The organism is Amphritea atlantica (assembly GCA_024397875.1).
Taxonomy (GTDB): Bacteria; Pseudomonadota; Gammaproteobacteria; order Pseudomonadales; family Balneatricaceae; genus Amphritea; species Amphritea atlantica_B.
The window spans coordinates 2,353,632-2,377,094 of record CP073344.1 but is presented as its reverse complement, the minus strand read 5'-3'; the positions used below and the strand labels follow the sequence as shown (position 1 = coordinate 2,377,094).

The 23,463-nt window shown below is 50.6% G+C and carries 23 protein-coding genes; 12 read left to right on the top strand and 11 right to left on the bottom strand.

The window, feature by feature from the left end; translation table 11 throughout:
* Positions 1 to 4 precede the first annotated feature (4 nt).
* The 6 genes from hpaI to KDX31_10995 all read left to right on the top strand — a co-directional run bounded on the left by hpaI (position 5) and on the right by KDX31_10995 (position 5,865).
* Complete coding sequence (gene hpaI, locus KDX31_11020; GenBank protein ID UTW01896.1) at positions 5 to 820, top strand: 4-hydroxy-2-oxoheptanedioate aldolase; 816 nt, start codon at positions 5 to 7, stop codon at positions 818 to 820.
* 30 nt (positions 821 to 850) lie between these two features.
* Complete coding sequence (locus KDX31_11015) at positions 851 to 1,504, top strand: fumarylacetoacetate hydrolase family protein (GenBank protein UTW01895.1); 654 nt, start codon at positions 851 to 853, stop codon at positions 1,502 to 1,504.
* Positions 1,505 to 1,518: 14 nt separating this feature from the next.
* Complete coding sequence (locus tag KDX31_11010; GenBank protein ID UTW01894.1) at positions 1,519 to 2,292, top strand: fumarylacetoacetate hydrolase family protein; 774 nt, start codon at positions 1,519 to 1,521, stop codon at positions 2,290 to 2,292.
* Positions 2,293 to 2,303: 11 nt separating this feature from the next.
* Positions 2,304 to 3,824 (top strand): 5-carboxymethyl-2-hydroxymuconate semialdehyde dehydrogenase, encoded by a 1,521-nt coding sequence (gene hpaE, locus KDX31_11005; GenBank protein UTW01893.1) that lies wholly within the window; start codon positions 2,304 to 2,306, stop codon positions 3,822 to 3,824.
* Positions 3,825 to 4,187: 363 nt separating this feature from the next.
* Positions 4,188 to 4,577 carry a 5-carboxymethyl-2-hydroxymuconate Delta-isomerase gene (locus tag KDX31_11000; GenBank protein ID UTW01892.1) on the top strand — a complete coding sequence of 130 codons (390 nt, stop codon included), beginning with the start codon at positions 4,188 to 4,190 and terminating at the stop codon, positions 4,575 to 4,577.
* A gap of 556 nt (positions 4,578 to 5,133) precedes the next feature.
* Complete coding sequence (locus KDX31_10995) at positions 5,134 to 5,865, top strand: divalent cation transporter (protein ID UTW01891.1); 732 nt, start codon at positions 5,134 to 5,136, stop codon at positions 5,863 to 5,865.
* A gap of 73 nt (positions 5,866 to 5,938) precedes the next feature.
* Here the strand turns inward: KDX31_10995 and KDX31_10990 are convergent, their stop codons facing one another.
* A complete protein-coding gene (locus KDX31_10990; protein ID UTW01890.1) occupies positions 5,939 to 6,601 on the bottom strand; it encodes a urate hydroxylase PuuD in 663 nt (220 codons plus the stop codon).
* A gap of 264 nt (positions 6,602 to 6,865) precedes the next feature.
* On the bottom strand, positions 6,866 to 8,053 hold the full coding sequence (locus KDX31_10985) for an FAD-dependent oxidoreductase (protein ID UTW01889.1): 1,188 nt from the start codon (positions 8,051 to 8,053) through the stop codon (positions 6,866 to 6,868).
* A 283-nt stretch (positions 8,054 to 8,336) separates the two neighbouring features.
* On the opposite strand from KDX31_10985, the gene KDX31_10980 reads away from it, so the two are divergent.
* From KDX31_10980 to KDX31_10955, 6 genes are all read left to right on the top strand, one after another.
* The gene (locus tag KDX31_10980) at positions 8,337 to 8,819 is read left to right on the top strand and encodes a GNAT family N-acetyltransferase (protein UTW01888.1); all 483 of its coding nucleotides are present in this window, start codon (positions 8,337 to 8,339) and stop codon (positions 8,817 to 8,819) included.
* 417 nt (positions 8,820 to 9,236) lie between these two features.
* Positions 9,237 to 10,784, top strand: coding sequence for a DASS family sodium-coupled anion symporter (locus KDX31_10975; protein ID UTW01887.1), 1,548 nt, complete (start codon positions 9,237 to 9,239; stop codon positions 10,782 to 10,784).
* Positions 10,785 to 10,887: 103 nt separating this feature from the next.
* The gene (locus tag KDX31_10970) at positions 10,888 to 11,220 is read left to right on the top strand and encodes a YnfA family protein (GenBank protein UTW01886.1); all 333 of its coding nucleotides are present in this window, start codon (positions 10,888 to 10,890) and stop codon (positions 11,218 to 11,220) included.
* A gap of 26 nt (positions 11,221 to 11,246) precedes the next feature.
* Positions 11,247 to 11,966: an SIMPL domain-containing protein gene (locus KDX31_10965; protein ID UTW01885.1), complete on the top strand. Its 720-nt coding sequence runs from the start codon at positions 11,247 to 11,249 to the stop codon at positions 11,964 to 11,966.
* Positions 11,967 to 11,993: 27 nt separating this feature from the next.
* Positions 11,994 to 12,377, top strand: coding sequence for a VOC family protein (locus KDX31_10960; protein ID UTW01884.1), 384 nt, complete (start codon positions 11,994 to 11,996; stop codon positions 12,375 to 12,377).
* A 65-nt stretch (positions 12,378 to 12,442) separates the two neighbouring features.
* On the top strand, positions 12,443 to 12,751 hold the full coding sequence (locus tag KDX31_10955; GenBank protein ID UTW01883.1) for a DUF1272 domain-containing protein: 309 nt from the start codon (positions 12,443 to 12,445) through the stop codon (positions 12,749 to 12,751).
* 66 nt (positions 12,752 to 12,817) lie between these two features.
* Here KDX31_10955 and KDX31_10950 read toward each other — a convergent pair whose 3' ends face one another.
* From KDX31_10950 to KDX31_10910, 9 genes are all read right to left on the bottom strand, one after another.
* Positions 12,818 to 14,014, bottom strand: coding sequence for a multidrug effflux MFS transporter (locus KDX31_10950; protein UTW01882.1), 1,197 nt, complete (start codon positions 14,012 to 14,014; stop codon positions 12,818 to 12,820).
* 104 nt (positions 14,015 to 14,118) lie between these two features.
* Positions 14,119 to 15,459 (bottom strand): aspartate aminotransferase family protein, encoded by a 1,341-nt coding sequence (locus KDX31_10945; protein ID UTW01881.1) that lies wholly within the window; start codon positions 15,457 to 15,459, stop codon positions 14,119 to 14,121.
* Positions 15,460 to 15,661: 202 nt separating this feature from the next.
* On the bottom strand, positions 15,662 to 16,372 hold the full coding sequence (locus tag KDX31_10940) for a response regulator transcription factor (protein ID UTW01880.1): 711 nt from the start codon (positions 16,370 to 16,372) through the stop codon (positions 15,662 to 15,664).
* Between the two features lie 157 nt (positions 16,373 to 16,529).
* A complete protein-coding gene (locus KDX31_10935) occupies positions 16,530 to 18,005 on the bottom strand; it encodes a tripartite tricarboxylate transporter permease (protein UTW01879.1) in 1,476 nt (491 codons plus the stop codon).
* 14 nt (positions 18,006 to 18,019) lie between these two features.
* Entirely contained in the window at positions 18,020 to 18,538 is a 519-nt protein-coding gene (locus KDX31_10930; protein ID UTW05372.1) for a hypothetical protein, read from the bottom strand.
* Positions 18,539 to 18,668: 130 nt separating this feature from the next.
* Complete coding sequence (locus KDX31_10925) at positions 18,669 to 19,616, bottom strand: tripartite tricarboxylate transporter substrate binding protein (protein UTW01878.1); 948 nt, start codon at positions 19,614 to 19,616, stop codon at positions 18,669 to 18,671.
* A gap of 28 nt (positions 19,617 to 19,644) precedes the next feature.
* Positions 19,645 to 20,127, bottom strand: coding sequence for a universal stress protein (locus KDX31_10920; protein ID UTW01877.1), 483 nt, complete (start codon positions 20,125 to 20,127; stop codon positions 19,645 to 19,647).
* A gap of 489 nt (positions 20,128 to 20,616) precedes the next feature.
* Complete coding sequence (gene tyrS, locus KDX31_10915) at positions 20,617 to 21,924, bottom strand: tyrosine--tRNA ligase (GenBank protein UTW05371.1); 1,308 nt, start codon at positions 21,922 to 21,924, stop codon at positions 20,617 to 20,619.
* A gap of 77 nt (positions 21,925 to 22,001) precedes the next feature.
* The gene (locus KDX31_10910; GenBank protein ID UTW01876.1) at positions 22,002 to 23,414 is read right to left on the bottom strand and encodes an aldehyde dehydrogenase family protein; all 1,413 of its coding nucleotides are present in this window, start codon (positions 23,412 to 23,414) and stop codon (positions 22,002 to 22,004) included.
* Positions 23,415 to 23,463 lie beyond the last annotated feature (49 nt).

The following is a 23,463-nucleotide window of genomic DNA, read 5'->3' as shown; positions in this document are numbered from 1 at the left end:
GGCTATGGAACTGACCGTTAATAAATTCAAGCAGGGCCTGCAGGGCGACAAGCCTATGTGGGGGCTGTGGCTGGGTCTGCCTGATTCAACCTGTGCCGAGATCGTTGCCGGTGCCGGTTTTGACTGGCTGTTGATCGACAGTGAGCACGCGCCGTTCGAGCTGGACTCTACTATGCGCCATCTGCAGGCGATTGCACCCTACGGTGTGCCTGCCATTGTGCGTCCGGAAGAGGGCAGAACAGCACTGCTGAAACGCATTCTTGATATAGGTGCGCAGACCGTACTGGTGCCGATGTGTGACACCGCCGAGCAGGCACGAGAGCTGGTAAAAGCGGTGAAGTATCCGCCGCAGGGCATCCGTGGTCTGGGCAGTTCACTGGCCCGTGCAGCCAACTGGAATCGTATTCCGGGTTATCTGCAAAAAGCCAATGATGAGATCTGTCTGATCGTTCAGGCGGAGACTGTTACCGCGATGGCTAATCTCGAAGAGATCGCTGCGGTTGAAGGTGTGGATGCAGTGTTTATCGGCCCTTCTGACCTGTCAGCCTCGATGGGGCATATCGGTAATCCCGACCACCCTGATGTGGTCGCGGCGATTGAGAATGGCTTTAAAGTGATCAACGAAGCCGGTAAAGCGGCGGGTCTGCTCTGTATCAATCCGGCTAAAGCCCGGCACTATGTAGAGAAAGGTGCCAAATTTGTCGGTGTCGGTGTTGATACTTTGCTGCTTGGCAATGCTGCCAAACAACTGGCTGAAAGCTTCAGCTCAGACGTCACATCGCAGGGACCGTCAGAAGCATCTCAGTCCAGCGGATATTAATTTTCAGGTACAAGTTTAGGTACAAATTCAATGAGTAATAATCCAATCGTGAAAGGTAAGTTAGTCTGTGTTGCGCTGAACGACGCTGAACAGTTCAATGCGATGCAGGCCGAATTCGCTGAGGCACCTTATAAAGGCGCGCCGCAACAGCCGGTTCTGTATTTTAAACCCCATAACACCTGGAGCACCGATGGTGCCGTTGTTGAGTGGGCACAGGTTGACGGATCACCCGTTGAGCAGATGGTTGTCGGTGCTTCTCTGGCGGTCGTGTTTGGCAAAGAGTGCTGTCGTGTCAGCGAAGCTGAGGCACTGGACTATGTAGAGGGTTACACCCTGGTGCATGATTTCTCTCTGGTAGAGCAGAACTACTACCGTCCTGATATCAAAGGTAAGTGTCTGGATACCTCTGCGCCAATCGGTGCTGCGGTGGTATCGGTTGCCGATCCTCAGGCGCTGACTGTGGTGACTTCGGTTAACGGCACTGTGGTCAGTGAAATGCCTGTATCACAACTGGTGCGCGGTGTGGCTGAACTGATCAGCACGATCTCGTACATCATGACGTTGCAGCCGGGTGATGTGATTGCCGTTGGTTTCCCGGGTCAGCGGGCTGCGGTTGCTCAGGGCGACAACGTTCGCTCTGTGATTGACGGCGTTACTGAACTTAACAACACACTTGGCCAATAAGGAGAACATTCAGAATGAAACACGCACGCGTACTTTTTAATGGTTCTGAACTGGATGTAACCGTTGAGGCCGATGGCCAGCTGAAATCAAAAACCGATGGTCAGATAATCAATGAAACCGATGTGACCTGGCTGTGCCCGGTTAAAGAACCCGGCACGATCTTCGCTCTGGGTCTGAACTACGCAGACCATGCCGCTGAACTGGCCTTTGAGCCGCCGAAAGAGCCACTGGTATTCCTCAAGGGTGCTAACACCCTGACCGGTCACAAGCAGAACGCTTACCGTCCGGATAATATCGAGTTCCAACACTATGAGTGTGAGCTGGTGGCGGTCATCGGTAAAGAGGGTAAGAACATCTCCCGTGAAGATGCGATGGATTACATCGCCGGTTACACCGTTTGTAACGACTTCGCGATCCGTGACTATCTGGAAAACTACTACCGTCCGAATCTGCGGGTTAAGAGCCGTGATTCCCTCTGCCCGATCGGTCCGTGGCTGATCGACAAAGATGACGTGGGTGATATCACTGATCTGAAACTGACGACCCATGTGAATGGTGAGCTGACTCAGGAAGGTACCACGGCGGACATCATCTTCGATGTGCCGTTCCTGGTGGAATACCTGAGTAAAATTATGACCCTGAAACCGGGCGATATGATCGCCACAGGTACCCCTAAAGGTCTGAAAGATATGCAGCCAGGCGACACTGTTGTCTGTGAAATTGAGAAAGTAGGCGCTCTGACTACATATATCGTGTCCGAGCAAGCGTTCTACGGCGATAAGTATTGAGGTATAGATTGATGAGTACACAACTACAGGAAAATATTGGTAAAGCAGAAGGCTACCTGGCACGTTTTAAAGACAACACTCTGGGCCATTACATCAACGGTGAGTGGACCCTGGGCAGCGGTGAAACGTTTGACAATACGACGCCATTCGACCAGAGCTTTCTGGGTAAAGTGGCGGCGGCAACTGAAGACGATGTAAACGCCGCCTGTGAAGCGGCTCAGGCGGCAGCGGCTGGCTGGGCGGCTACACCGGGTGCTGAGCGCCGTAAAATTCTCCATCGTCTGGGTGATGAGCTGGAAAAGCGTGCTGAAGAGATCGCCATGGTTGAGTCGATGGACTGTGGCCAGGCGCTGCGCTTTATGCGTCAGGCGGCGGTGCGTGGCGCGGCTAACTTCCGTTTCTTCGCCGATCAGGCCCCGGAAGCGCGTAACGGTCTCTCGCTGCATCAGGCGGAACACACTAACTTCACCGTGCGCAGCCCGCTCGGTCCGGTGGCCGTGATCACCCCCTGGAATACGCCATTCATGCTGTCCACCTGGAAGATCGCTCCAGCCCTGGCCGCAGGCTGCACCGTGGTACATAAACCTGCTGAACTGAGTCCGCTGACCGCTTCTATTCTGGCGGAGTGTGCCGAAGCGGCCGGTCTGCCAAAAGGCGTGTGGAACATGGTGAATGGTTTCGGTACTGTTGCCGGTAAAGCACTGACACAACACCCGGCGATTAAAGCGGTGGCGCTGGTGGGTGATTCTGCCACGGGTAAGCTGATTCAGGCGCAGACGGCACAAACCCTGAAGCGTCTGCATCTGGAGCTGGGCGGCAAAAACCCGGTGATCGTGTTTGATGATGCCGACTTTGATCGTGCCCTCGATGCGGTTGTGTTCATGATCTACAGTCTCAACGGTCAGCGTTGCACCAGCTCCAGCCGTCTGCTGATTCAGAGCGGTATCAAGGATAAGTTCCTGACAGCACTGAAAGCGCGCGTTGCGAACATTAAAGTGGGTCATCCGCTTGATCCTGAAACTGAGGTGGGCCCTCTGGTTCATACCGGTCATTACGACAAGGTAACCAGCTACTTTGAGATCGCCAAGCAGGATGGTGCCACCATCGCAGTCGGCGGTAAGTCACTGCGTGACGAGATGGGGCCGGGTAACTTTGTCACTCCAACTCTGTTTGTCGATGCGAAGAACGATATGCGTATCGCTCAGGAAGAGATCTTTGGCCCGGTTCTGACCGCCATTGAATTCGATACGGAAGAAGACGCGATCAAACTGGCTAACGAGACGGTATACGGTCTGGCCGGCTATATCTGGACCAGCAATACCGGTCGTGCAATGCGTATGGCACATGCGGTAGAAGCGGGGATGTTGTGGGTTAACTCCGAAAACAACCGTAACCTGCCATCACCTTTCGGTGGTGTTAAAATGTCCGGTATCGGTCGTGACGGTGGTGACTGGAGCTTCGACTTCTACATGGAAACCAAGAACGTGTGTATTGCACATGATACCCACAAAGTCCCCGTCCTTGGCCGCTAACCGTCTAAGCTACTGCGCTTGATCATACGGCGTTGGAAGCAGGTTCAAAGTGCTCATTTAGCAGGCTAAACTGCGCGCTTTTCACCTGCTTCCGTCTTGTCTGATCTGCGCTCGTGACGCTTAGACAAGCTATTGCGTTTGGTCGTATGGTGTTGAGAGAAGGTTTAAAGTACTTATTTAGCAGGCTAGACTGCGCGCTTTTCACCTACTCCCGCCTTGTCTGATCTGCGCTCGTGACGCTTAGTTGTTTATGTGTTTGGCTATAGGGTGTTAAAAGCTGGCTTAGAGTAATCTTAGCCAGCTTATGGCGTTAACGGCTGAGCACAAAATGCTTAGATTTATAGATTCAACAGAGGAAACTTTATGCCTCATTTTATTATGGAATACTCAGCCAACCTGGATGATGATCTGGATATCCCGGCGTTGTTTGAGAAGTTAAACGCTACTGCGATTGCCACCGGGGTTTTCCCGATTGGTGGTATTCGCAGCCGGGCGATTCGCTGCGAGCATTTCCGCGTAGGCGAGGGTGATCCCGACAATACCTTTGTACACCTGACCGCAAAAGTGGGGTCTGGGCGTACGCCTGAAGTGCTGAAAGCGGCGTCAGATAAAATCTTTGAAACCTTCAGTGAATGTCTCAAGCCGGTGTTTGACCGTCGCTGGATGAGCGCCGGATTTGAGATGATTGAACTTCATCCTGAACGCAATTACCGGATGAACAACATTCACAAGAAACTCGCCGATCAAGCCTGATCATATTCGCTTTTCAGTGATAATCAGCAGCGATTGTTAAACCCCGTATTAACTCAGCGTCCTCTGTGCTGAAGGCTCTACAACTTTTTTAAAACAGGTCTCACCACAGAGGACACCGAGAACACAGAGGTTGTATTATCAACTGATTTTGGCAAACGCCTGCTCTGGCTATTCTCAAAATTACCGCACGGCTTAGGGGGCAAGTCTTAATGTTATTTGACTCCGTTCATCTGGTTAGATAAACGAAAAGATTATCTCCGTGCGCTCTGTGTCCTCTGTGGTAAAACGCACTACTCTCCCTGGAACGACACCAGGGAGGCTATTTGTGAGTCTGTATGCTATTTTCTGGCTATGTTTATAGTGCTACAAGCCGCATAATTATTGCTTCAATACGTCAAAGAGTCTTGCCTAAATTTCATCTAGCTGAATAATCGTCGCATAACAAGGCAGACAGCATCAGTCGCTACATTCTCTGGACAGAACTGTCACTCCCGGTTAATGATATATCAATCATCAACAAGCCTGCCGTTATTGGCAGCGTAAGGCGTAAATAGAGATGTCTGAAATTCTCACATTAATTCTTTTGACTGGCGCAGCAGGTGCGTGTATCCCATTAGGGGGGGCAGTTTCTAGTGTTGAGAATTTTCGGCCGAACTGGTTAGAAAAAGAGTTAAGGCATTTTGTAATTGCATTCGGTGGGGGGATATTGCTCGGTGCGGTATCAGTCGTATTGGTTCCACAAGGTTTGGTAAGCATGGAAAATTCCATGTTCGCGATACCTGTCATGCTGAGTGGTGCGGTTGTATTTTTCATTCTGGAAAGATTTCTTGGATTGAGGCGCAGGGAATCCCCTCAATTAATGGGAATGGTGCTCGATTACGTACCCGAAGCTGTAGCGCTGGGTGGATTGGTAGCTGTTGGTTCGCCCCTTTCTTCACTGCTGGCATTTTTGATTGGACTGCAGAATCTGCCGGAAGGGTTTAACGCCTTCCGGGAATTAGAAGAACAAAACCATGGTAGTACAAAGGACACACTACTCATCATGCTGTTGCTGGTGCCGCTGGGGCCGGTTGCAGGGTTATGTGGCTATTACTTTCTTTCAGGTCACGAAAGCATATTAGGAGGCATTATGCTATTTGCGTCTGGAGGAATTATTTATCTTATCTTTCAGGATATTGCTCCGCAATCCAGGCTGGAGAAGCATTGGGCTCCTCCAATCGGGGCTGTATTTGGGTTCTGTCTGGCGCTTTTCAGTGAAATGCTGGTAAATAACGCCTACCACGTATGAACTGCCCCGGGGGTATTAGGTTATAAGGCTTGTTGCTCTGGCCCTTGTCGGTGGCCAGGGCAAGCGGGGGAGCTTAAAATGCCTCCAGAATGAGATACAGCACCAGTGTCAGCAGGAGGCTGTAGCCGATAGCGCCTTTGACGCTGGTTATCGGGCCTGTTTTTCCCCAGAGCGCATTTGCCTGTAATGCCAGAATAACCACGATGGCGATCACCATCGCTACGCTGCTGGCACCGCTTGCAATGGTATAGGCGCCGTCAGGAGCCATGCCGGCTGGCAGGTGGGTTGATGCGCCCATGAAAAACAACATCGGGGCAGAAAACAACGTATTGGTTCGTGATGCGAGTCCGGCTGCCGCTCCTGCAGCCGCCGCATCTGCAGCGCCGGCAATGACTTTTTTCTGGTTTGGCCAGATGATCAGCCATACGTTGAGAAACATGAGAGTGCCGAGTAACGCGCCGGTATAGATGTACAGGTTGGCAGCGGCGGCTTTGAAAAACAGCAGCACCAGGCCACTGAGGAAGGTGAACATCGCGGCCCAGCGGAACCACCACAATGCGCGGGGGGCGAGTTTTTGTAACACATCCGCTTTGGCATCGGGGTCGGCTACCTTGAAATATTCGGTTTGCACGAAGTTGAAGTAATACAACAAACCGACCCAGGTGACGCCGAAAAGAAAATGTCCCCAGCGGAACAGGTATTCGAGCCCTGATGCACTTAAGAGTGAAATATCCATTGAATATTCCTCATTGTTATTAGTGATGATTAGAGTATAGCCAAACTGGCATATTAATTACGCCGCAGGTTCTCCCTACTGGGGACTCTGTTGTGCTATCGCTCTCGCGCAGGCATTGGGGGCTGTATCTCCGGCTGCCAATATACGCGGCTCTATTCGCAATAAGTGCATCACCGGATGCGGGTTATAAAATTTACCTGCAACGGCCTTATGATCGACAGGCCACGCTAATCAAGTGGGATATGAATGGGTCGTACGTGTGGTTTAATCAGGAATAAATTCGTCATCAGCAGGTGTTAGCTTTAATTGAGCGGTATCGGCCAGTGCCGTCCGGGAAGGCAGCACGCTCTGCAGCTGATCAATCACCCGTGCTGCTGTGAGTCGATAGCCCGTGAGCTTCCCCCCCAGTATTGTGACAAAGCGAGGATTTTTCGGGTCGTTGACAGAAATAACGGTTTCGCGGGGCCGGTTGAAAGGCGAAGAGGCGGTTTTTGGCAGTACACGCAGTCCTGCCCAGGCGTCCAGAACTGTTGCGTCGTGTTCGGGAAAATAGTGTTGATAAATCGTTTGCAGGTAATCAATTGATGCCTGTGTGGGGGTGAGTTGATCAGGGTCGCCATAATAGGGCGTCTCGGTCGTACCAATCAGGGTACGGGGACCCCAGGGCAGGATAAAAACGCCACGCCGGTCGGTAGGCGATTCGACATAATAGGCAGCAGAGAGATTGTTGCCCGGACATTCGATGTGTGTCCCTTCAATGCATTCAAAGGGGTAGTCGGGTAGTGGTGGCGTGGTCCGGTTGGCCAGGTTGATACCCCAGGCGCCCAGAGCGTTGACGATGGCCAGACACTTCACCCTTTTCTCAATATCGCCGACCTGGTATTTGACCTGACAATGGTCGCCAAGAATTTCTGCCGAGGTAAATGTGGCAGGACAGCACAGTTCGGCACCGAGTTGCCGGGCGGAGTGCATCACTGCCCGGGTCAGAGCGGTATCGTCTGTCTGTGCATCGGAATAGGAAAAAACAGCTTTCAATCCCAGGGTCTGCAATCCGGATAAGTCGTCCCAGTCTGATCTGGGAAGACGGAATGATGAAGGGGCTTTTGTAAAGCCAGCCAACAGATCATAGGCCCATAAACCGAGGCGAACACTCAGGGTGTGTCGCGAGGACGCTTCATAGAGGGGGATGTAGAAGGTTGTACGATGAACCAGATCCGGTGCCAGTTTAAGCAGCAGCTCCCGTTCCCTGAGGTTTTTATGCACCAGATGGATCTGTCCACTTTCGAGATAGCGTAAGCCACCATGAATAAGCTTGCTTGAGCGGGATGAGGTGCCCGCTGCCAGGGCTGTTTTCTCGAGCAACAGCACCCGATAACCCGCCGCGGCGGCGGCCTGTGCCACACCAACGCCATGGATGCCACCGCCGAGTACAACCAGTTCAGTCTCTTCCATACAGTATTCCGGTCATGTCATCGGTTTCAAGAAAGCCTATCACTTCTTTTTCTAACAGAATTTACGCTGGAAAACCCAGACGTTACAGGTCAACCGGGGGCTGTTGTGTATCCTGTCGGCCCGTGACGGTAGGCAATTCTGTACTCTGTTTGGCCACTCGCTTCATCCAATGAGTATAATCACAATTGCCCGGGTAAGGACTATTAAGTGCGGAATCTCTCTGATATAAAACGCTGTAAGGAGCGTGGGTGGCAATAAGAGCCGCTGTAAATTGGAGTATGAAATGGCAATTATAGATATTAAAGAAGCAACTATTGAAGACTCAGCTTTGATTCTCAGATTTATTAAAGAGCTGGCGCACTTTGAAAAAGCCGCAGAACAAGTCAAGGCTACTGAGTCTGATATTAAACGCTCACTGTTTGGGCGTGATTCAACCACGCACGCCGTGATCTGTAGTGTTAACAATGAGCCGGTTGGTTTTGCCGTATATTTTTTCAATTACTCCACCTGGCTTGGTCAGCACGGTCTATACCTTGAAGATCTATATATTTCTCCAGAGTACAGAAGCAATGGTGCTGGAAAGGCTCTCCTGAAGCATCTGGCAAACATTGCGACTACTCAGCAGTGTGGGCGCTTTGAATGGAGTGTGCTTGATTGGAATGAAACGGCGATCAGTTTTTACCAATCGATTGGTGCAAAACCGCAAGACGAATGGGTGGGATATCGTTTAAGTGGAAAAGCCCTTGAACATTTTGCCAATAGTTAAGCGTATATCACCCCTGACTTCGCTGGGGGCGATGTGCCAGCCATTTTTAAACAATGGAATGATAGAAAGCAGCCCTCAGTAAAAACAGTGATTAGAGATGAGTATCGGTTGTAGCAACAATGGCGGCTTCAAATAAGCACGGTCTCATACTGCTTTACTGCGCCTGGCTGGCTGTTGTTGGGTATCAGCCTGAGCAACCGTCTTTTCTTAAGTCTCAAGGCTTATCTACCTGAAGATTCTTGATTATTCTGCAACCGCCTGATTTCAGATCAGGTTAAATGATCTTGCTTTGTCCTAAATGTCTGTTTTTTCATGGGATTCAGATGAATTCATCTGGTCTTTTTATTATCCCGGCCTAAGATTACAGACAACGTAAAAACCGTTTGATACATCTGCCACTCAGAGAGATACAACCCGATGACCAACGACGACAAGACTGCTCATGCTCCTGACGAAGATTCTCTTTCTTCCGGAGACCGCCGTGATCCTGATTATAAGGATCGGGCAGAGCCTGCCGGATCACCGGTAACCGGTCTGAAACTTGCCGGACTTCTGGGAGGACCGATTGCTGCAGCGATCATTCTGATGACCAGCGCGCCTGCCGGTATGCCACCCGAGGCCTGGCGCCTTGTGGCGATGGCCTCCTGGATGGTGATCTGGTGGCTGAGTGAGGCTGTGCCGATTCCGGCGACGGCACTGCTGCCGATTGTACTGATGCCGTTGTTAGATATTGATAAGATTAAACCGGTGGCAGCGAATTATGGGCATCCGCTGATCTTCCTGTTTCTCGGCGGCTTCCTGCTGGCGGCAGCGATGCAACATGTCGGTTTACACCGTCGTATTGCATTGCAGATTGTCAGTCGGGTGGGGACCTCGCCGTCGCGGATTATTCTGGGTTTTATGCTGGCGACCGCTTTTTTGTCAATGTGGATCTCTAACACCGCCACGACCATCATGATGTTCGCGGTGGGGCTGTCGGTGATCGATTTTGTCGCTCAGCAAACCGATGATAAGCGGATGGTGCGTAATTTCGGTGTCGCGCTGATGCTGGCAATCGCCTACAGCGCTTCGATCGGTGGTGTCGGCACCCTGATCGGCACACCACCCAATGCGCTGCTGGCGAGCTTCCTGCAGAGCAACTACAATATCCAGATCAGTTTTTTCAACTGGATGTTGCTGGGGTTGCCGGTGGTTGTCATCATGCTGCCGATCAGTTGGTTGTTGTTGACGCGGTTGTTGTTTCCCTCCCATCAGATTGCTATTAAAGACCCAAGTGTGGTGGTGCTGCGTGAACTGAAGGGACTGGGGATCATGAGCCGGGGAGAAAAACTGGTCGGCATCGTCTTTCTGGGGGCGGCGTTTGGCTGGATTTTCCGTAAATTTATTGTGGATCTGACCGGACTGCCTCTGGACGATACCATGATTGCGCTACTTGCCGCGCTGGTGTTGTTTGCCGTGCCAATCTCCCGTGTAAAAGGGGAATTTGCCCTGGATTGGGAAGCCGCCCGTAATGTGCCCTGGGGGGTACTGCTGTTGTTTGGCGGAGGCCTGGCTCTGGCAGGCGGCTTTAAAGGGACCGGTCTGGCAGAGTGGATCGGTAATTCTGTTGCCGGGGTGGATGTCAGTACTCTGGTGCTGATACTGCTGGTGACAGTGGCGATTGTTTATCTCACCGAGATCACATCCAATACGGCGTCAACGGCAACCTTCCTGCCGATACTGGCTGCGGTTGCGGTAGGGCTTGGACTCGATCCGGTGTTGCTCTGTGTTCCGGTGGCGCTGGGGGCTTCAATGGCCTTTATGATGCCGGTTGCCACACCTCCCAATGCGATCGTATTCTCCTACGAGCTGATGGAGCTACGGGATATGGTGCGTGCCGGTTTTCTGCTGAATATAGTGGCTATCGGGGTGGCCTTCGGGCTCTTTATCTTGCTGGCAGATCTGGTCTTCGGCGTCAGCATCTGAGCCTCTATCCGGTCTGCGTTGTGCGCCGGCCGGACGCTTCGCGTCTATGGTAAGCTATGGCTGTTGTTTGCCACTCTTCTTTCAAATGGAATTCACACTGTTTATGTTTGAAGTCAAAACTATAGCGTTGTTTATGATCACCGCTGTTGCTGAAATTGTGGGATGCTATCTGCCCTATTTGTGGCTTAAACAGGATAAGAGTGTCTGGTTGCTGCTGCCAGCAGCGATGAGTCTGGCGCTGTTTGCCTGGCTATTGTCGCTTCATCCAACAGCGGCGGGGCGTGTCTATGCCGCCTATGGCGGCGTCTACGTCTTTGTTGCTTTGCTCTGGTTGTGGCTGGTGGATGGCATCAGGCCAACCACGTGGGATATGATTGGTGCGCTGGTGGCACTGACCGGCATGGCGATTATTATGTTTGCGCCAAGAACAGTATAACGGATTAGTGGAGAAGGGAGATTGGCATGTTGAAGGACAGCAGAGTGGGTTGGATATTTATCGGACTCAGTCTTTTTTTGGGTCTGAGTTCACTGGGTTACCTCTTGGGTGATGCCGCGATCAGATTCAAAGAGTATGAGCGTACGGTGACTGTTAAAGGTTTGTCTGAGCGGGAGTATAAAGCGGATATCGTTATCTGGCCGATTCAGTTCACCACGGCCGGTAATGACCTGGCTAAGGTCTACAGCTCTATTGACCAGAGTACTGAAAATATCACTGCGTTTCTTAAACATGCGGGTATTGATGAAACCGAGATCTCCTTTTCCTCTCCAGCCATTACCGATAAATCGGCTCAGCAGTATGGCGGTCAGTCCCAGCCGGAATTCCGGTATACCGCTTCGCAGAGTGTTACGGTTTATTCTGCTAATATCGACACTGTCCGGAAGCTTATGAAGCGGATGTCAGAACTGGGTAAGCAGGGTATAGTATTTACCGGCGACAGCTATCAGTCCCAGATCGAGTATCTGTTTACCCGCTTGAATGAAGTGAAGCCTGAGATGATTGAGGAAGCGACCCGAAAGGCACGGGAGGTGGCTGAGAAGTTTGCCGCAGACTCAAAAAGTAGTTTAGGAAAAATTCGTTCCGCTTCACAGGGACAGTTCAGTATCAGCGAACGAGATAAGAATAATCCCCATATCAAGAAAGTCCGGGTAGTCTCTACCGTTGCGTATTATCTGTCGGATTAAATCGATTTAACTTAAGCAGGATACCTTATGCTTTCAGGAATCCACCACGTCGCGATTATCTGCTCAGACTATCCTCGGTCGAAACATTTCTATGTTTCCGTGCTCGGCTTAGAGGTGATCGATGAACATTACCGGGCTGAAAGAGATTCCCATAAGCTTGATCTGAAACTTCCCGATGGAAGCCAGATTGAACTCTTTTCCTTCCCTGACCGTCCACCCAGGCCTAGCTATCCGGAAGCTCTGGGGTTGCGCCATCTGGCGTTTTCAGTGAACTCCATTGACGCGGCAGTTATGCATCTAAAGGCACATGGTATTGCTGTAGAACCTGTGCGTATTGATGAATATACCGGCAGACAGTTTACCTTTTTCAGTGATCCGGATGATCTGCCACTGGAACTTTACGAGATTTAGGCTCTGCGTTTTAATAATAAGTGCTTTAGTTTATGAGCTTTACCCTGATTCAGAAGGATCTCTATATGCTGGAACTACGTCCAAACTGCGAGTGTTGCGATAAAGACCTGCCACCGGATTCAACAGAGGCCTGTATCTGCAGTTATGAATGTACCTTTTGTCGCGACTGTGTTGATCTTCAGCTGAACAATGTTTGTCCTAACTGCGGTGGTGGATTCAGCCCGAGGCCGGTTCGGCCCGCAAAGGTGTACAGAGAGGGGGTAGGTTTACACTACCACCCAGCCTCAACTGTGCGTGTTCACACGCAATACAGTGCCACCGAACTAAGTGAGTTCAGCGATTCAATCAAAACGACCAAAGCTGAAAACCGATAGCTTAACGGGTTATTGGTATACCTGATCTTCTTAAGGAATTCTGGTCTGCAAATGGGATGCACACCTTTATTCACTCTGACTGCCTTTAATAGCACAGACCGATGCTATCAGTGCCAGCCCTACCAGAACGGCTGGCAGCATATGGAGACTGATTCCAATCAGCAGAGGTGTCACCTGAGCGACCAGTGAGCCGATTGTCAGCTGCATGAAACCCAGCATACCGGTTGCGGTGGCGACGGCGCCTGTTGTCGATGCAACGGCTGCTGCCTGAGCATTGGGCTGAATCAGCCCGCGACCAAACGTAAAGATGGCCATCGGTAAAAACAGTGCGGTAAAACTGAGTGGCTGCAGGGTAAACAGGGCCAGCATTAACAGCGCGCCACCGCCTGATATGCCACATCCGAATAGCATCATCCGCCGGGTGCCGATGGTCGCTGAAATTCTTCCGGCCACCAGACTGCCGAACCAGAAGCCACCGGCCACCATCAGAAACCAGTTACCATAATCGGCAGAGTTTCCCTTCAGTATGGCGTCAACGATAAAGGGGGAGCTGTTCATAAAAACGAAGAAGCCCGAGGCAGCCATCGTGGCCGACAACGCACAGTAGATATAGCTACGCGAAGACAGAACGCTTTTGTAGCGGGTGAAGCTACTGAGCAGGCTGCCAGTGTCTTTCTTATGTCCGGCTGTTTCCGGTAAGCGAAACAGTGCACCCAGCCAGACAACGGTACCCAGTAGCATTGAAACCCAGAATACCGATTGCCAGCCCACCGCCAGGTTGAGATAACCGCCAATGGTGGGTGCCACTGCCTGAGCGGTTGCGATTCCCATGGTGATATAACCCAGCATTCCGGCGGCTTTATCTTTACCGTGTTGATCAAGAATAATACTGCGAGCCAGCAGCATTCCGGTACAGCCACCGGCTGCCTGAAGTATACGGGCGAGCAACAGGTGCCACGCTTCGAAAGCAAAAATACCGATCAGCCCCCCAATAATATGCAGCAGAAACCCCCAGAAAAACACCGGGCGGCGGCCATAACGATCGGCCAGAGGACCACTGATCAGTTGTCCGATAGCCAGTGTCAGCAGGTAAAAGGTATAACCCAGCTGAATGGTAAAAGGAGTGGTGTTGAACTGTTCGGCAAGCACTGGCATGACAGGAGCGTATACATTCAGTGCCACTGGACTGGCAATGGCCATACCGGCTAAGAGGAGGACAGGGGTTTTTATCTGGACAGATGAAGTGTTGGTGGCTGTTGGCATAATCTGTAACTAAAAAATACTTAATAAGTTAACAGAATACATGAGGGTGAGAGGGACCGCCAGTTATACTGGCGATTCCCCTGGTGCTGTTAATACAGCCGTGCTTAGCGGTCGACTTCGGTAAAGCCCTGCAGTAGTGCTGCAACCATCTTATCGACTTCCTCTGTACCAATCGTCAGCGGCGGAGAGATGATGATTTTAGTGCCGACCGGACGGGCAATAACACCTTCACGCAGTGCGACGGCAGCGATCTGGTTGGCAAAGCCACTCATCGGATCGACAGGGGTGCGGCTTTTCTTGTCGGTTACCAGGTCGATAGCAACCATCAGGCCTTTACCACGTACTTCGCCTACGGATGGGAATTCGCTGATTGTATTTTGCAGCTTAGTTAACAGATCTGCACCCTGAACAGCAGCGTTACCCGGCAGGTCTTCATCCTGAACGATCTTCAAAGAAGCAAGCGCGGCGGCACAGGCGACCGGGTGACCCGAGTAGGTGTAACCGTGCATCACAGCACCGCTAAAGTTTTCACAGCTCTCAATCCCTTTAGCAACCCGTTCGTTAACGACAGTGGCACCCAGAGGGATGTAACCGGAGTTAATACCTTTGGCAAAGCACTGAATATCCGCGGCAACGCCCCAGCCACGAACACCAAACATGCTGCCGGAACGACCGAACCCGGTAACCACTTCATCTGCAATCAGCAGTACGCCGTACTTATCGCAGACTTCGCGAATCAGCGGCCAGTAGTTAGCAGGAGGAACGATAACACCACCCGCACCCTGGACGGGCTCAGCAATAAAGGCTGCAACGGTTTCTGGACCCTGGAAGATAATCTCGGCTTCCAGTTGCTTGGCACAGAGTTGGCCAAGCTCTTCAGGGTCTTCACAGTTCCAGGGGTTGCGGTACAACCATGGCGCATCGATATGGACGCAACCGGGCAGTACTGGCTCATAGTTGGTCCGGAATACGGTATTACCATTGACTGAAGCACCGCCGAAATGAACGCCGTGATAGCCCTGCTTGAGAGAGATAAACTTATAGCGTTGCGCCTGGCCAATCGCTTTCCAGTATTGACGGGAAATTTTCAGTGCCGTTTCTACTGCATCAGATCCACCGGAGCTATACATTACCCGGGCCATGCCTTCTGGTTTGGTCATATCGATGATCAGATCAGAAAGTTCTTTTACACGTGGATGGGTAACGCCGTCAAAGATCTGGAAATATTCCAGCTCGTCCAGCTGGGCTTTAATAGCGTCTTTAACTTCAGTCCGGTTATGTCCTACGTTAACGTTCCACAGGCCACCCACACCGTCAACCAGCCACTGACCTTCGCGGTTCTGAACATAGTTACCGTCACCTTTGATAATTTCAAGAGTGCTGTGTGATCCTGGGACGCCCGGGTGTACCATCGGGTTCCATAACGTTTTTGATTTTTCACTCATAACATAACTCCGGATGATTCTTTTATTAATTCCGTAGCGATTCAGGGGTAGTGCTGAATGGTTTATTCAGTGCTACGGGCTTGAGTTAAGTATGAATGGAACTGTTCATCAGGGTATCAACCAGAAGGTTGATATAGATCTTCAGAAGGTTGATATGAATGTTACAGGCAGGCGGGCTCATCCATGAGCCTGTCAGTTTACTTTAGTGCTGGTTATACAGCTGTGAGGTGATCTCGGTTTTACTGTTAACGCCGGTTTTAGCAAAGATATGTTGCAGATGGGTTTTGATGGTTGCCAGGCTGCAGTCCAGCTGAGTGGCGATCGTTTTATTCGGTAGCCCCTGGCTTACCAGCTCAACCACCATGCGCTCTTTTGGTGTCAGCTGAAAGTTGCTACAGAAATCGTCAAACTGGTTGTGTCTAGGGGTCACGAGCGTTTGCTCAAGCGAGAACTGCATGAACTTGTGCAGCTGTTGAGCTTTACGCAGGTCTTCACTCAACAGTTCCGGCTGTTGCTTGGAGATAAACAGCGCAAAACCTGCGACCAGTTTGTTATCGACACGAAGAAACAGTTCCACGATGTCCTGCACGCCCCAGGGAGAGATGAAATCTTTGTAATAGGGATGGTAATAGCGCTCCTGTGTGGAGACCATGTCGTTCATTTTTACAACGGTCGCGTCATTGTTCTCGATAAATCGGGTCGGGTGCAATGGGTCAATTTTATAATATTTTTCTAGGTACTCCCGATGCATAGCCGGTTGAAGATGCCAGGTTTTATAGCAGATAGGCTTGCGTTGGTTGTCGACTAAGTATGAGGCTGCTTTCGATACGTTAAGTACACCCTTGAGCAGACCCATGCATTCATCCTGAAAACTATAGAGACCGGCAGGGTAGATACTGTTAGTTGTTTTCATTTTATATCGCCCGGTTATTGAATGACCATTAATCGAGATTACTGCATATTTAAAATGAAAACAAATTAATATGTTAACTTTATTTCTCTGGTAACTCTCTGAACGCTACCAGTATCCTACAGGCAGGCCCTGCCGGAGCGACCGGGCCTGCAATTGTTCAGCCGAATCTGCGGTACTTACTCCAGAGGAAGACTGTGATTGATAGTACGATCAGGGACAGCAGTGTCAGGCTGATAGGGCGACTGATAAAAATACTCAGATCACCGCCCGCGACTCCCATCGCCTGACGGAAACGTGTCAGGAATACAGGACCCAGTACCAGTCCAAGTATGATTGGCACGGCAGGAATATCGTTTCTACGCAGCAGATAGCCAAAGATGGCAAAGCCCAGTGCGATCAGGGCATCAGAGAACTGATAATTCTGGCTATAGCTACCGATAAAGCCCAGCACCAGTATAAAGGCACCGATAAAGCGTCCCCGGATACGGGTCAGGTTAACGATCCATTTGGTTGCAAATGTCAGGTAGACGAATACCACAATGTTCATCAGAAACAGTGATATGTACAAACCAGAAATGAATTCAGGACGTTCGGCAAACAAAGCAGGACCAGGCACATAGTTATGTACCATAAAGACTGCCAGGAGCATCGCCATCAGCGCATCCGCAGGGATACCAAAGGCCAGCAGCGGAATCATGACTGATGCGGTTACCGCATTGTTTGAAGTTTCTGAGGCGATTAGTCCCTCCGGAGCCCCCTGGCCAAACTTTTCCGGTGTTTTTGAGAATTTCTGTGCCAGAGTGTAGGAGAAGAACTGAGAGCCAAACTCACCGACACCGGGCAGCAGCCCCATGACAACACCCAGTGCGGCTGAGCGGATCACCGTAATTTTGTGCTTTATCAGCACCATAAAACCGGAAAACATTCCGTCGCCTTCCAGTTTGGTTACACTGGAATCGTTCCCCCGGGCTGACAGCAGAACAAAGGCCTGAGACATCGCAAACAGACCAATAACGGCAGGCACCAAAGGGATCCCATTGAGCAGCCACTCCTGATCGAAGGTGTAGACCTGAGTGCTGAAAGAGCGGTCGATACCGATAGTGCCGAGAAAGATACCCAGCCCCAGCATCATCGCCGCTTCAATCACATGCTTTCGATGCGCCAGAACGACAAAGATCATCCCCAGGGCAGCCAGCATGGCGAATTCGGCGGAACCAAACAGTGTGGCGATCTGAGACAGTATAGGAGCCAGTAACACCAGTGACAGAACACTGATAATGCCGCCAACAAAGGAAGAGGTGTAGGCGATAGAGAGCGCTTTTTTACCCTCGCCCCGGAGCGTCATCGGATAGCCGTCGTAGGTGGTCAGCACCGCTACCGGGGTGCCTGGCGTATTCATGAGAATGGCAGGGATTGCGCCGCCGTACCAGGCACCACCATATACCCCTAATAGCAGTGATACACCGGCCAGAGGTTCCATTGAAAAGCTCAATGGCAACAGGATTGCAATGACACCCGCAGGTTCGAGGCCCGGTATTGAGCCGATAGTGACGCCGATCAGTGCGCCGATAATAATGGCCAGCATCACATTCAGTGTGCCAACTTCTTGTAAACCTAATAATAGGGTTTCCATAGCAAACTCACGTCTTACAAATATTGGTTAGCAAAGTCAGCCCAGTTGTCCGGCAGCAGGCTGTACAGCCATACATCGGGAAGCCAGAGACTAACGCCAACCCGGAAAATCAGCACCATCATGGTCAGGGTGCCCAGTGTTGCCAGGAACCAGGTTTTGTCCAGAAGTCGGCACAGCCACAGCAGAGTGGTAACAAAGAGCAGTGTGGAGAGCAGAAACCCCAGCACAGAAAGGCTATTGATATAGACAAAAAACAGTATTGACGATATCACTGCTGTACGGCAGCCGCTGATGGTTTCAATCAGCGCGTCCAGAGGTTTTAGCTGTTTCAGATAACCGTTGTTAATCGACTCAATGACTCTGACAGATGTAAAAATCGCTAGCACGATCAGGCCCACAGAAGAGCCAAACATCGGCTGTAAAAACCAACCACGGCTGGTATGCACTAAGGGTGCCTGGAATGGCAGCAGGCAGAGTAATATCAGGGTACCAGCGAGGATGCACCAGTAGATACCATAGTGGCGTCGCTCCATGAAATCTTCAGTATCATTGTCAGAGGAATGTTGCAGCTGACTACTCATGTGTAATACCACGGTTAATTTTGTTATTAGACGTCTGATAGATTACAGCGGCAGTAAGGCGGCCGCTGTAATCTGAGACGGGTTACTCTTTCATGAATTCCAGCAGTGTTTTAGCCGCTTCGTAATCATCAGCGATGACTTTCTCTGCGTCTTTACCGCCAACCCAGTAGACACCTGCGCCAGTGGTTTTACTGATCTCTTTAACGCGATCGGTTGACAGGGCTTTCTGGGCGATCTCAGCGATACGTGCTTTGACTGCTTCAGGTGTGCCTTTCTTCACAAACAGACCGTTCCAGGTCGTCTGACTGATACCGGTTTGTTCATTCAGTGTGGCAACGTCAGGCGCGATACTCAGGCGTTCACGGGTCAGGGAGGTCAGAAGTTTCACCTCGCCAGAGTTAAGACATGCCAGTATTTGCTGAGTGGTGGTGTTAATGACATCGGCATCGCCATTGGCAAGTGTAGAACAGTCATTCGAATCGAATGCAGCATTAGAAGAGAATTTTATACCCTCTTGCTCAGCCACTTTAAATGTAATTGCCGTTGGCAGTGCCTGATAGCCAAAGTGCCCCAGAGAGATATCGTGAGTCTGAGAGTATTTGGCCAGTTCATCAATGTTGTTATACTCAGAGTCAGCTTTAGTCGCCAGTACAAATGGATAATCGAGGAAGATACCAACAGGCTCAAAGGTATCTTTCTCGTATGGAGCATTACCTGACAGCAGGTGAGTTGTCAAAATGTCGATTACAAAAGATCCGATGGTCAGTCCATCTGCACGTGCGCGAGCGACATCAGAAGCGCCTACAATACCGGCACCGCCAGGTTTGTTTACGACGGTCGCAGGCTTACCCGTTTCTTTCGCCATATCCTCCGCAACCATGCGGGTCAGGATATCTTCAAGATCTCCCGGAGGCCATGGCACTACAAATTTTACCGGGCGATTAGGATAGTCGGACGCTTCCGCAACAGAACCCATAAATGGAGTTGCTGCAAGCGCAGTCAGAGCACATACCTTTATTATTTTCTTCATAGAGATTCCTCAGGGACGGATCTTAGTTTTATTTAGTGTGTTTTTTTAATGGAACAATCAAAACAGGTATTTCACTGTGATGAATAACTTTCTGAGCGGTTGAACCCAAAAATACTCTGGAAACGGAAGAGACTTCACGATCACCCATAACGATCATGCTGGCATTCAGCTTTGATGCCGCTTTCAGGATGACCTGGTCAGGTTTTCCGGGAGATACCTGAATGATGGGTGGGTAGGGCAGTTCGAAGTCTTCTTCGAGCTCACTTTTAAGAAACGCTTTAATGCGCATGCCAATGCGTATTTTGAAGCTTTCGATCAGTTGGATCTTGTGCTTGAGAGAGGCATTTTCCGGTAAAAAATCTTCGATAAAGTCATCCATGGGCTCAAGCGCATGAAGAAAGACGATCTGTGCGTTGTTATTGATCGCTTGTTTGATCGCCATACGAAACGCAGGTCTGCTGCCTTCACTGATATCACTTGCGTAAAGAATTGTGTTGATCTCAGGTAGCATCTTAATCTTCCCGTTGAATTCCTCTTACATCTCATTACAAAGGAAAACTTTGTGACTGAGTATCAACCATATGGTTGACCGGCTTATTGAGAGGTTTTAAAAAAAAAGCCTGCTTAGCAGGCTTGAAAAATGTGCTTCATTACGAAGCACGGCCGCATTAACCTTTGAACAGGTTGCTCTCTGTCTGAAAATATTGCCTGTCTTTATATAATGATAGATAAACCCATTTAAGCAGTTTTTAACGCTGGCATACTATCGACCAAAGGGTTGATCCTGCTTGTTGAGTTCCGGGTGAAAAAAAAGAGCTTACCGGAGTAAGCTCTGAAAGATCTTCATGAGAGAAGAAGATGAACCAACACTGCTGACGTGGCGGTTGACAGGTGCCGAGTGGGTGCTGGAACTAATCTGTTAAGCCAGTGTAACAGACCGCTTTATTAGGCCCGCATCATGACCAGAGCGGTATCAGCCAAAGGGTTGAGGTTGTTTGTTTTAACGATCAGTATGGACCTGTTTATCACCTTCCAGGTTGTTCTCATTCAGACAGCCAAGCGCGAAGTTTTTCTTCCCCCTGCGTAGCAGCAGAAACCGTTCATGCAGCACATTGTCCACATTGATTAAATGGTCGGGTTCTTTAACGGCTTTACCGTTTAGCTGTACTGCACCCGCTGCGATAAATTCCCGCGCCTGACGTCGGGAGGAGGCCAGGGCTGAGGTCACCAGAAGATCTGTGACGGTCATCTCCGGGGTTGCTTCGCAGGCAGGCAAACCATCCAGCTCAAGCTGCCTGAATTCATCATCGCTGAGCGCATCGGCACGCCCGCTGAACAATGCTTCAGAGATTCGCCGGGCCTGTACAAGTGAGTTTTCTCCGTGCACCAGACGGGTCATCTGCTCCGCAAGAATGCGCTGAGCCTGCGGTTTTGATCCGCTCAGTTGGTCGGTTTGCTCAATCTGCTCAATTTCTGTAAGCGGTAAAAAAGTGTAATAGCGCAAAAAGCGATATACATCGGCATCGGCGGTATTGATCCAGAATTGGTAAAAACTGTAGGGCGAGGTCTTTTTTGGGTCCAGCCAGACAGCGCCGGATTCGGTTTTACCAAACTTGGTACCGTCGGCTTTGGTTATCAGTGGCAGGGTCATCCCGAACACCTGAGTACTATTGAGTCGCCGGGTCAGGTCAATACCTGCCGTAATGTTGCCCCACTGGTCATTACCGCCGATTTGCAGAGAGCACTCATAGCTGCGGTTAAGCTCGGAAAAATCGTAAGACTGCAGCAAACTGTAGGAAAACTCAGTAAAGGAGATCCCCTGATCCGGGCGTTCAATACGCTGACGTACGGATTCCTTGTTAATCATTGCATTCACCGAGAAATGTTTGCCGATATCTCGCAGAAAACTCATGATATCCATGCTGCCCATCCAGTCACGATTATTCGCGATCATGGCTGATTCGGCGCCGCAGTCGAAGTCGATAAAGCGGGCGAGCTGATCACTTATGCTCTGAATCCACTGATCAACCGTTTCAACCGTATTCAGACTTCGCTCTGTGGCTTTAAAACTGGGGTCGCCAATCATTCCGGTTGCCCCACCAATCAGTGCTATAGGCCGGTGTCCCGCCAGTTGAAAACGTTTAAGCATTAACAAGGGCACCAGGTGGCCAATATGCAGGCTGTCTGCGGTTGGATCAAAACCACAATACAGCGTTCGTGTTTGTTTCAGATGTTCAGTCAGTTTTTCGGCATCGCCGCTTTGCTGGGCGATCAGTCCACGACCTTTAAGATCGTCAATAAGGTTTATATCGGTCATCGTTTTTGTGTCATAGATATAGGAAAAAGCGGGGGGTATCTGCCCCCGCATAACCTCTGGCTGAGGGACTATTTATTGATATTGATAACCTGCATGCTGGTATATTCCAGCATCCCCTCTTCGCCGAATTCGACACCGAAGCCCGACATCTTACAACCACCGAAAGGTGCGTGGGGAAGTACTTCAGCGTGTCCGTTAATCCAGGCGGTACCGCATTCAAGCTGGCAGGCTATCTGCGTGGCTTTCTCAATATTTGCGGACCATACTGATCCACCCAGGCCAACATTGGCTGAGTTCGCCCGGGCCAGAGCATCTTCCACGTCGGTAAAGCGAATAACAGGCAGTACCGGGCCAAACTGCTCTTCATCGACCAGGCGGACACCGTCCGTGATATCGGCAACAATGGTCGGCGGATAGAAATAGCCATTGCCTTCCAGTGGTTCACCTCCGCAGAGGATTCGTGCACCATTGGCTTTTGCATCGTCTACCAGTTCGCTGACGATTCTGAACTGGTTGGCGTTTTGTATCGGACCGAATGTGGTTCCAGCTTCAAGACCATTACCAACAACCTGTGCCTGAGCAATCTCAGTAAGCTTGTTACACAGCGCATCATAGATATCGTCATGCACATAAAGACGCTTCAGGGCAGCGCAGGTCTGGCCCATATTCAGGAATGCAGTCTGGAAGATTCCTTCGGCAATGGCATCTACATCGGCATCCGGCAGGACGATGGCGGCATCGTTACCCCCCAGTTCCAGTGTCAGTCGCTTCAGGTTTGTTGCGGCACTGCTCATGATCCGCTGTCCGGTGGGGGTTGATCCGGTAAAGACAATTTTACTGATACCTGGATGGCTACTGATCCTGCCACCGATTTCGGCTTGTCCGGTTACCACGTTGACCACGCCAGCAGGCAGGACTTCGTTGATCAGCTCAACCAGTCGCAGGGTGTTTAAGGGCGTATATTCTGATGGTTTGCAGATGACGGTATTACCGGTGCGTAGTGCAGGCATGATGTGCCAGATAGCGATCATCAGCGGCCAGTTCCACGGAGTGATAGAGGCAACAACCCCCAGCGGTTTGTGGTGAGCCTCAATCCGTTTGTGTTCACTGTCCTCGATAATTTTTACCGGAATATTCAGGTCTGCATTGTAGCGGGTCCAGGCGACCGCTCCACCGACTTCTGCCTGGGCCAGAAACATCGGCTTACCTTGCTCCAGAACAATGATTTCCGCCAGTTCATCGGCATTGGCTTCAATCAGATCGGCAATCTTATGCATCAGAGACTGACGTTGTTCATCCGGGGTATGCTGCCAGGTTTTAAACGCATTAGCTGCCGCTGTAACTGCCTGATCAAGCTGCTCGACAGAGGCTAGTGGAGCCACGGCCGCTACGGTTTCAGTTGCGGGGTTAATAACATCGAAGTTTCCGGAGGCTCCGGCTAGTTTTTCGCCATTAATGGTTAATGAAAATGAGGTCAGCATCTTGATTCTCCTGAAGACAAGTAAGCCCTGCATAAACAGGGCTCTTTTA

Excerpts from the sequence above, each read along its gene's own strand:
- KDX31_10935 (UTW01879.1), bottom strand. The coding sequence starts at position 18,005 with ATGGAAACCCTATTATTAGGTTTACAAGAAGTTGGCACACTGAATGTG.
- KDX31_11015 (UTW01895.1), top strand. The coding sequence starts at position 851 with ATGAGTAATAATCCAATCGTGAAAGGTAAGTTAGTCTGTGTTGCGCTG.
- KDX31_10960 (UTW01884.1), top strand. The coding sequence starts at position 11,994 with ATGCTTTCAGGAATCCACCACGTCGCGATTATCTGCTCAGACTATCCT.
- KDX31_10930 (UTW05372.1), bottom strand. The coding sequence starts at position 18,538 with ATGGAGCGACGCCACTATGGTATCTACTGGTGCATCCTCGCTGGTACC.
- KDX31_10940 (UTW01880.1), bottom strand. The coding sequence starts at position 16,372 with ATGAAAACAACTAACAGTATCTACCCTGCCGGTCTCTATAGTTTTCAG.
- KDX31_10925 (UTW01878.1), bottom strand. The coding sequence starts at position 19,616 with ATGAAGAAAATAATAAAGGTATGTGCTCTGACTGCGCTTGCAGCAACT.
- KDX31_10995 (UTW01891.1), top strand. The coding sequence starts at position 5,134 with ATGTCTGAAATTCTCACATTAATTCTTTTGACTGGCGCAGCAGGTGCG.
- KDX31_10965 (UTW01885.1), top strand. The coding sequence starts at position 11,247 with ATGTTGAAGGACAGCAGAGTGGGTTGGATATTTATCGGACTCAGTCTT.
- KDX31_10955 (UTW01883.1), top strand. The coding sequence starts at position 12,443 with ATGCTGGAACTACGTCCAAACTGCGAGTGTTGCGATAAAGACCTGCCA.
- hpaI (UTW01896.1), top strand. The coding sequence starts at position 5 with ATGGAACTGACCGTTAATAAATTCAAGCAGGGCCTGCAGGGCGACAAG.
- KDX31_10920 (UTW01877.1), bottom strand. The coding sequence starts at position 20,127 with ATGCTACCTGAGATCAACACAATTCTTTACGCAAGTGATATCAGTGAA.
- KDX31_10990 (UTW01890.1), bottom strand. The coding sequence starts at position 6,601 with ATGGATATTTCACTCTTAAGTGCATCAGGGCTCGAATACCTGTTCCGC.
- KDX31_10980 (UTW01888.1), top strand. The coding sequence starts at position 8,337 with ATGGCAATTATAGATATTAAAGAAGCAACTATTGAAGACTCAGCTTTG.
- KDX31_10945 (UTW01881.1), bottom strand. The coding sequence starts at position 15,459 with ATGAGTGAAAAATCAAAAACGTTATGGAACCCGATGGTACACCCGGGC.
- KDX31_10970 (UTW01886.1), top strand. The coding sequence starts at position 10,888 with ATGTTTGAAGTCAAAACTATAGCGTTGTTTATGATCACCGCTGTTGCT.
- KDX31_10950 (UTW01882.1), bottom strand. The coding sequence starts at position 14,014 with ATGCCAACAGCCACCAACACTTCATCTGTCCAGATAAAAACCCCTGTC.
- KDX31_11000 (UTW01892.1), top strand. The coding sequence starts at position 4,188 with ATGCCTCATTTTATTATGGAATACTCAGCCAACCTGGATGATGATCTG.
- KDX31_11010 (UTW01894.1), top strand. The coding sequence starts at position 1,519 with ATGAAACACGCACGCGTACTTTTTAATGGTTCTGAACTGGATGTAACC.
- KDX31_10985 (UTW01889.1), bottom strand. The coding sequence starts at position 8,053 with ATGGAAGAGACTGAACTGGTTGTACTCGGCGGTGGCATCCATGGCGTT.
- KDX31_10910 (UTW01876.1), bottom strand. The coding sequence starts at position 23,414 with ATGCTGACCTCATTTTCATTAACCATTAATGGCGAAAAACTAGCCGGA.
- hpaE (UTW01893.1), top strand. The coding sequence starts at position 2,304 with ATGAGTACACAACTACAGGAAAATATTGGTAAAGCAGAAGGCTACCTG.
- KDX31_10975 (UTW01887.1), top strand. The coding sequence starts at position 9,237 with ATGACCAACGACGACAAGACTGCTCATGCTCCTGACGAAGATTCTCTT.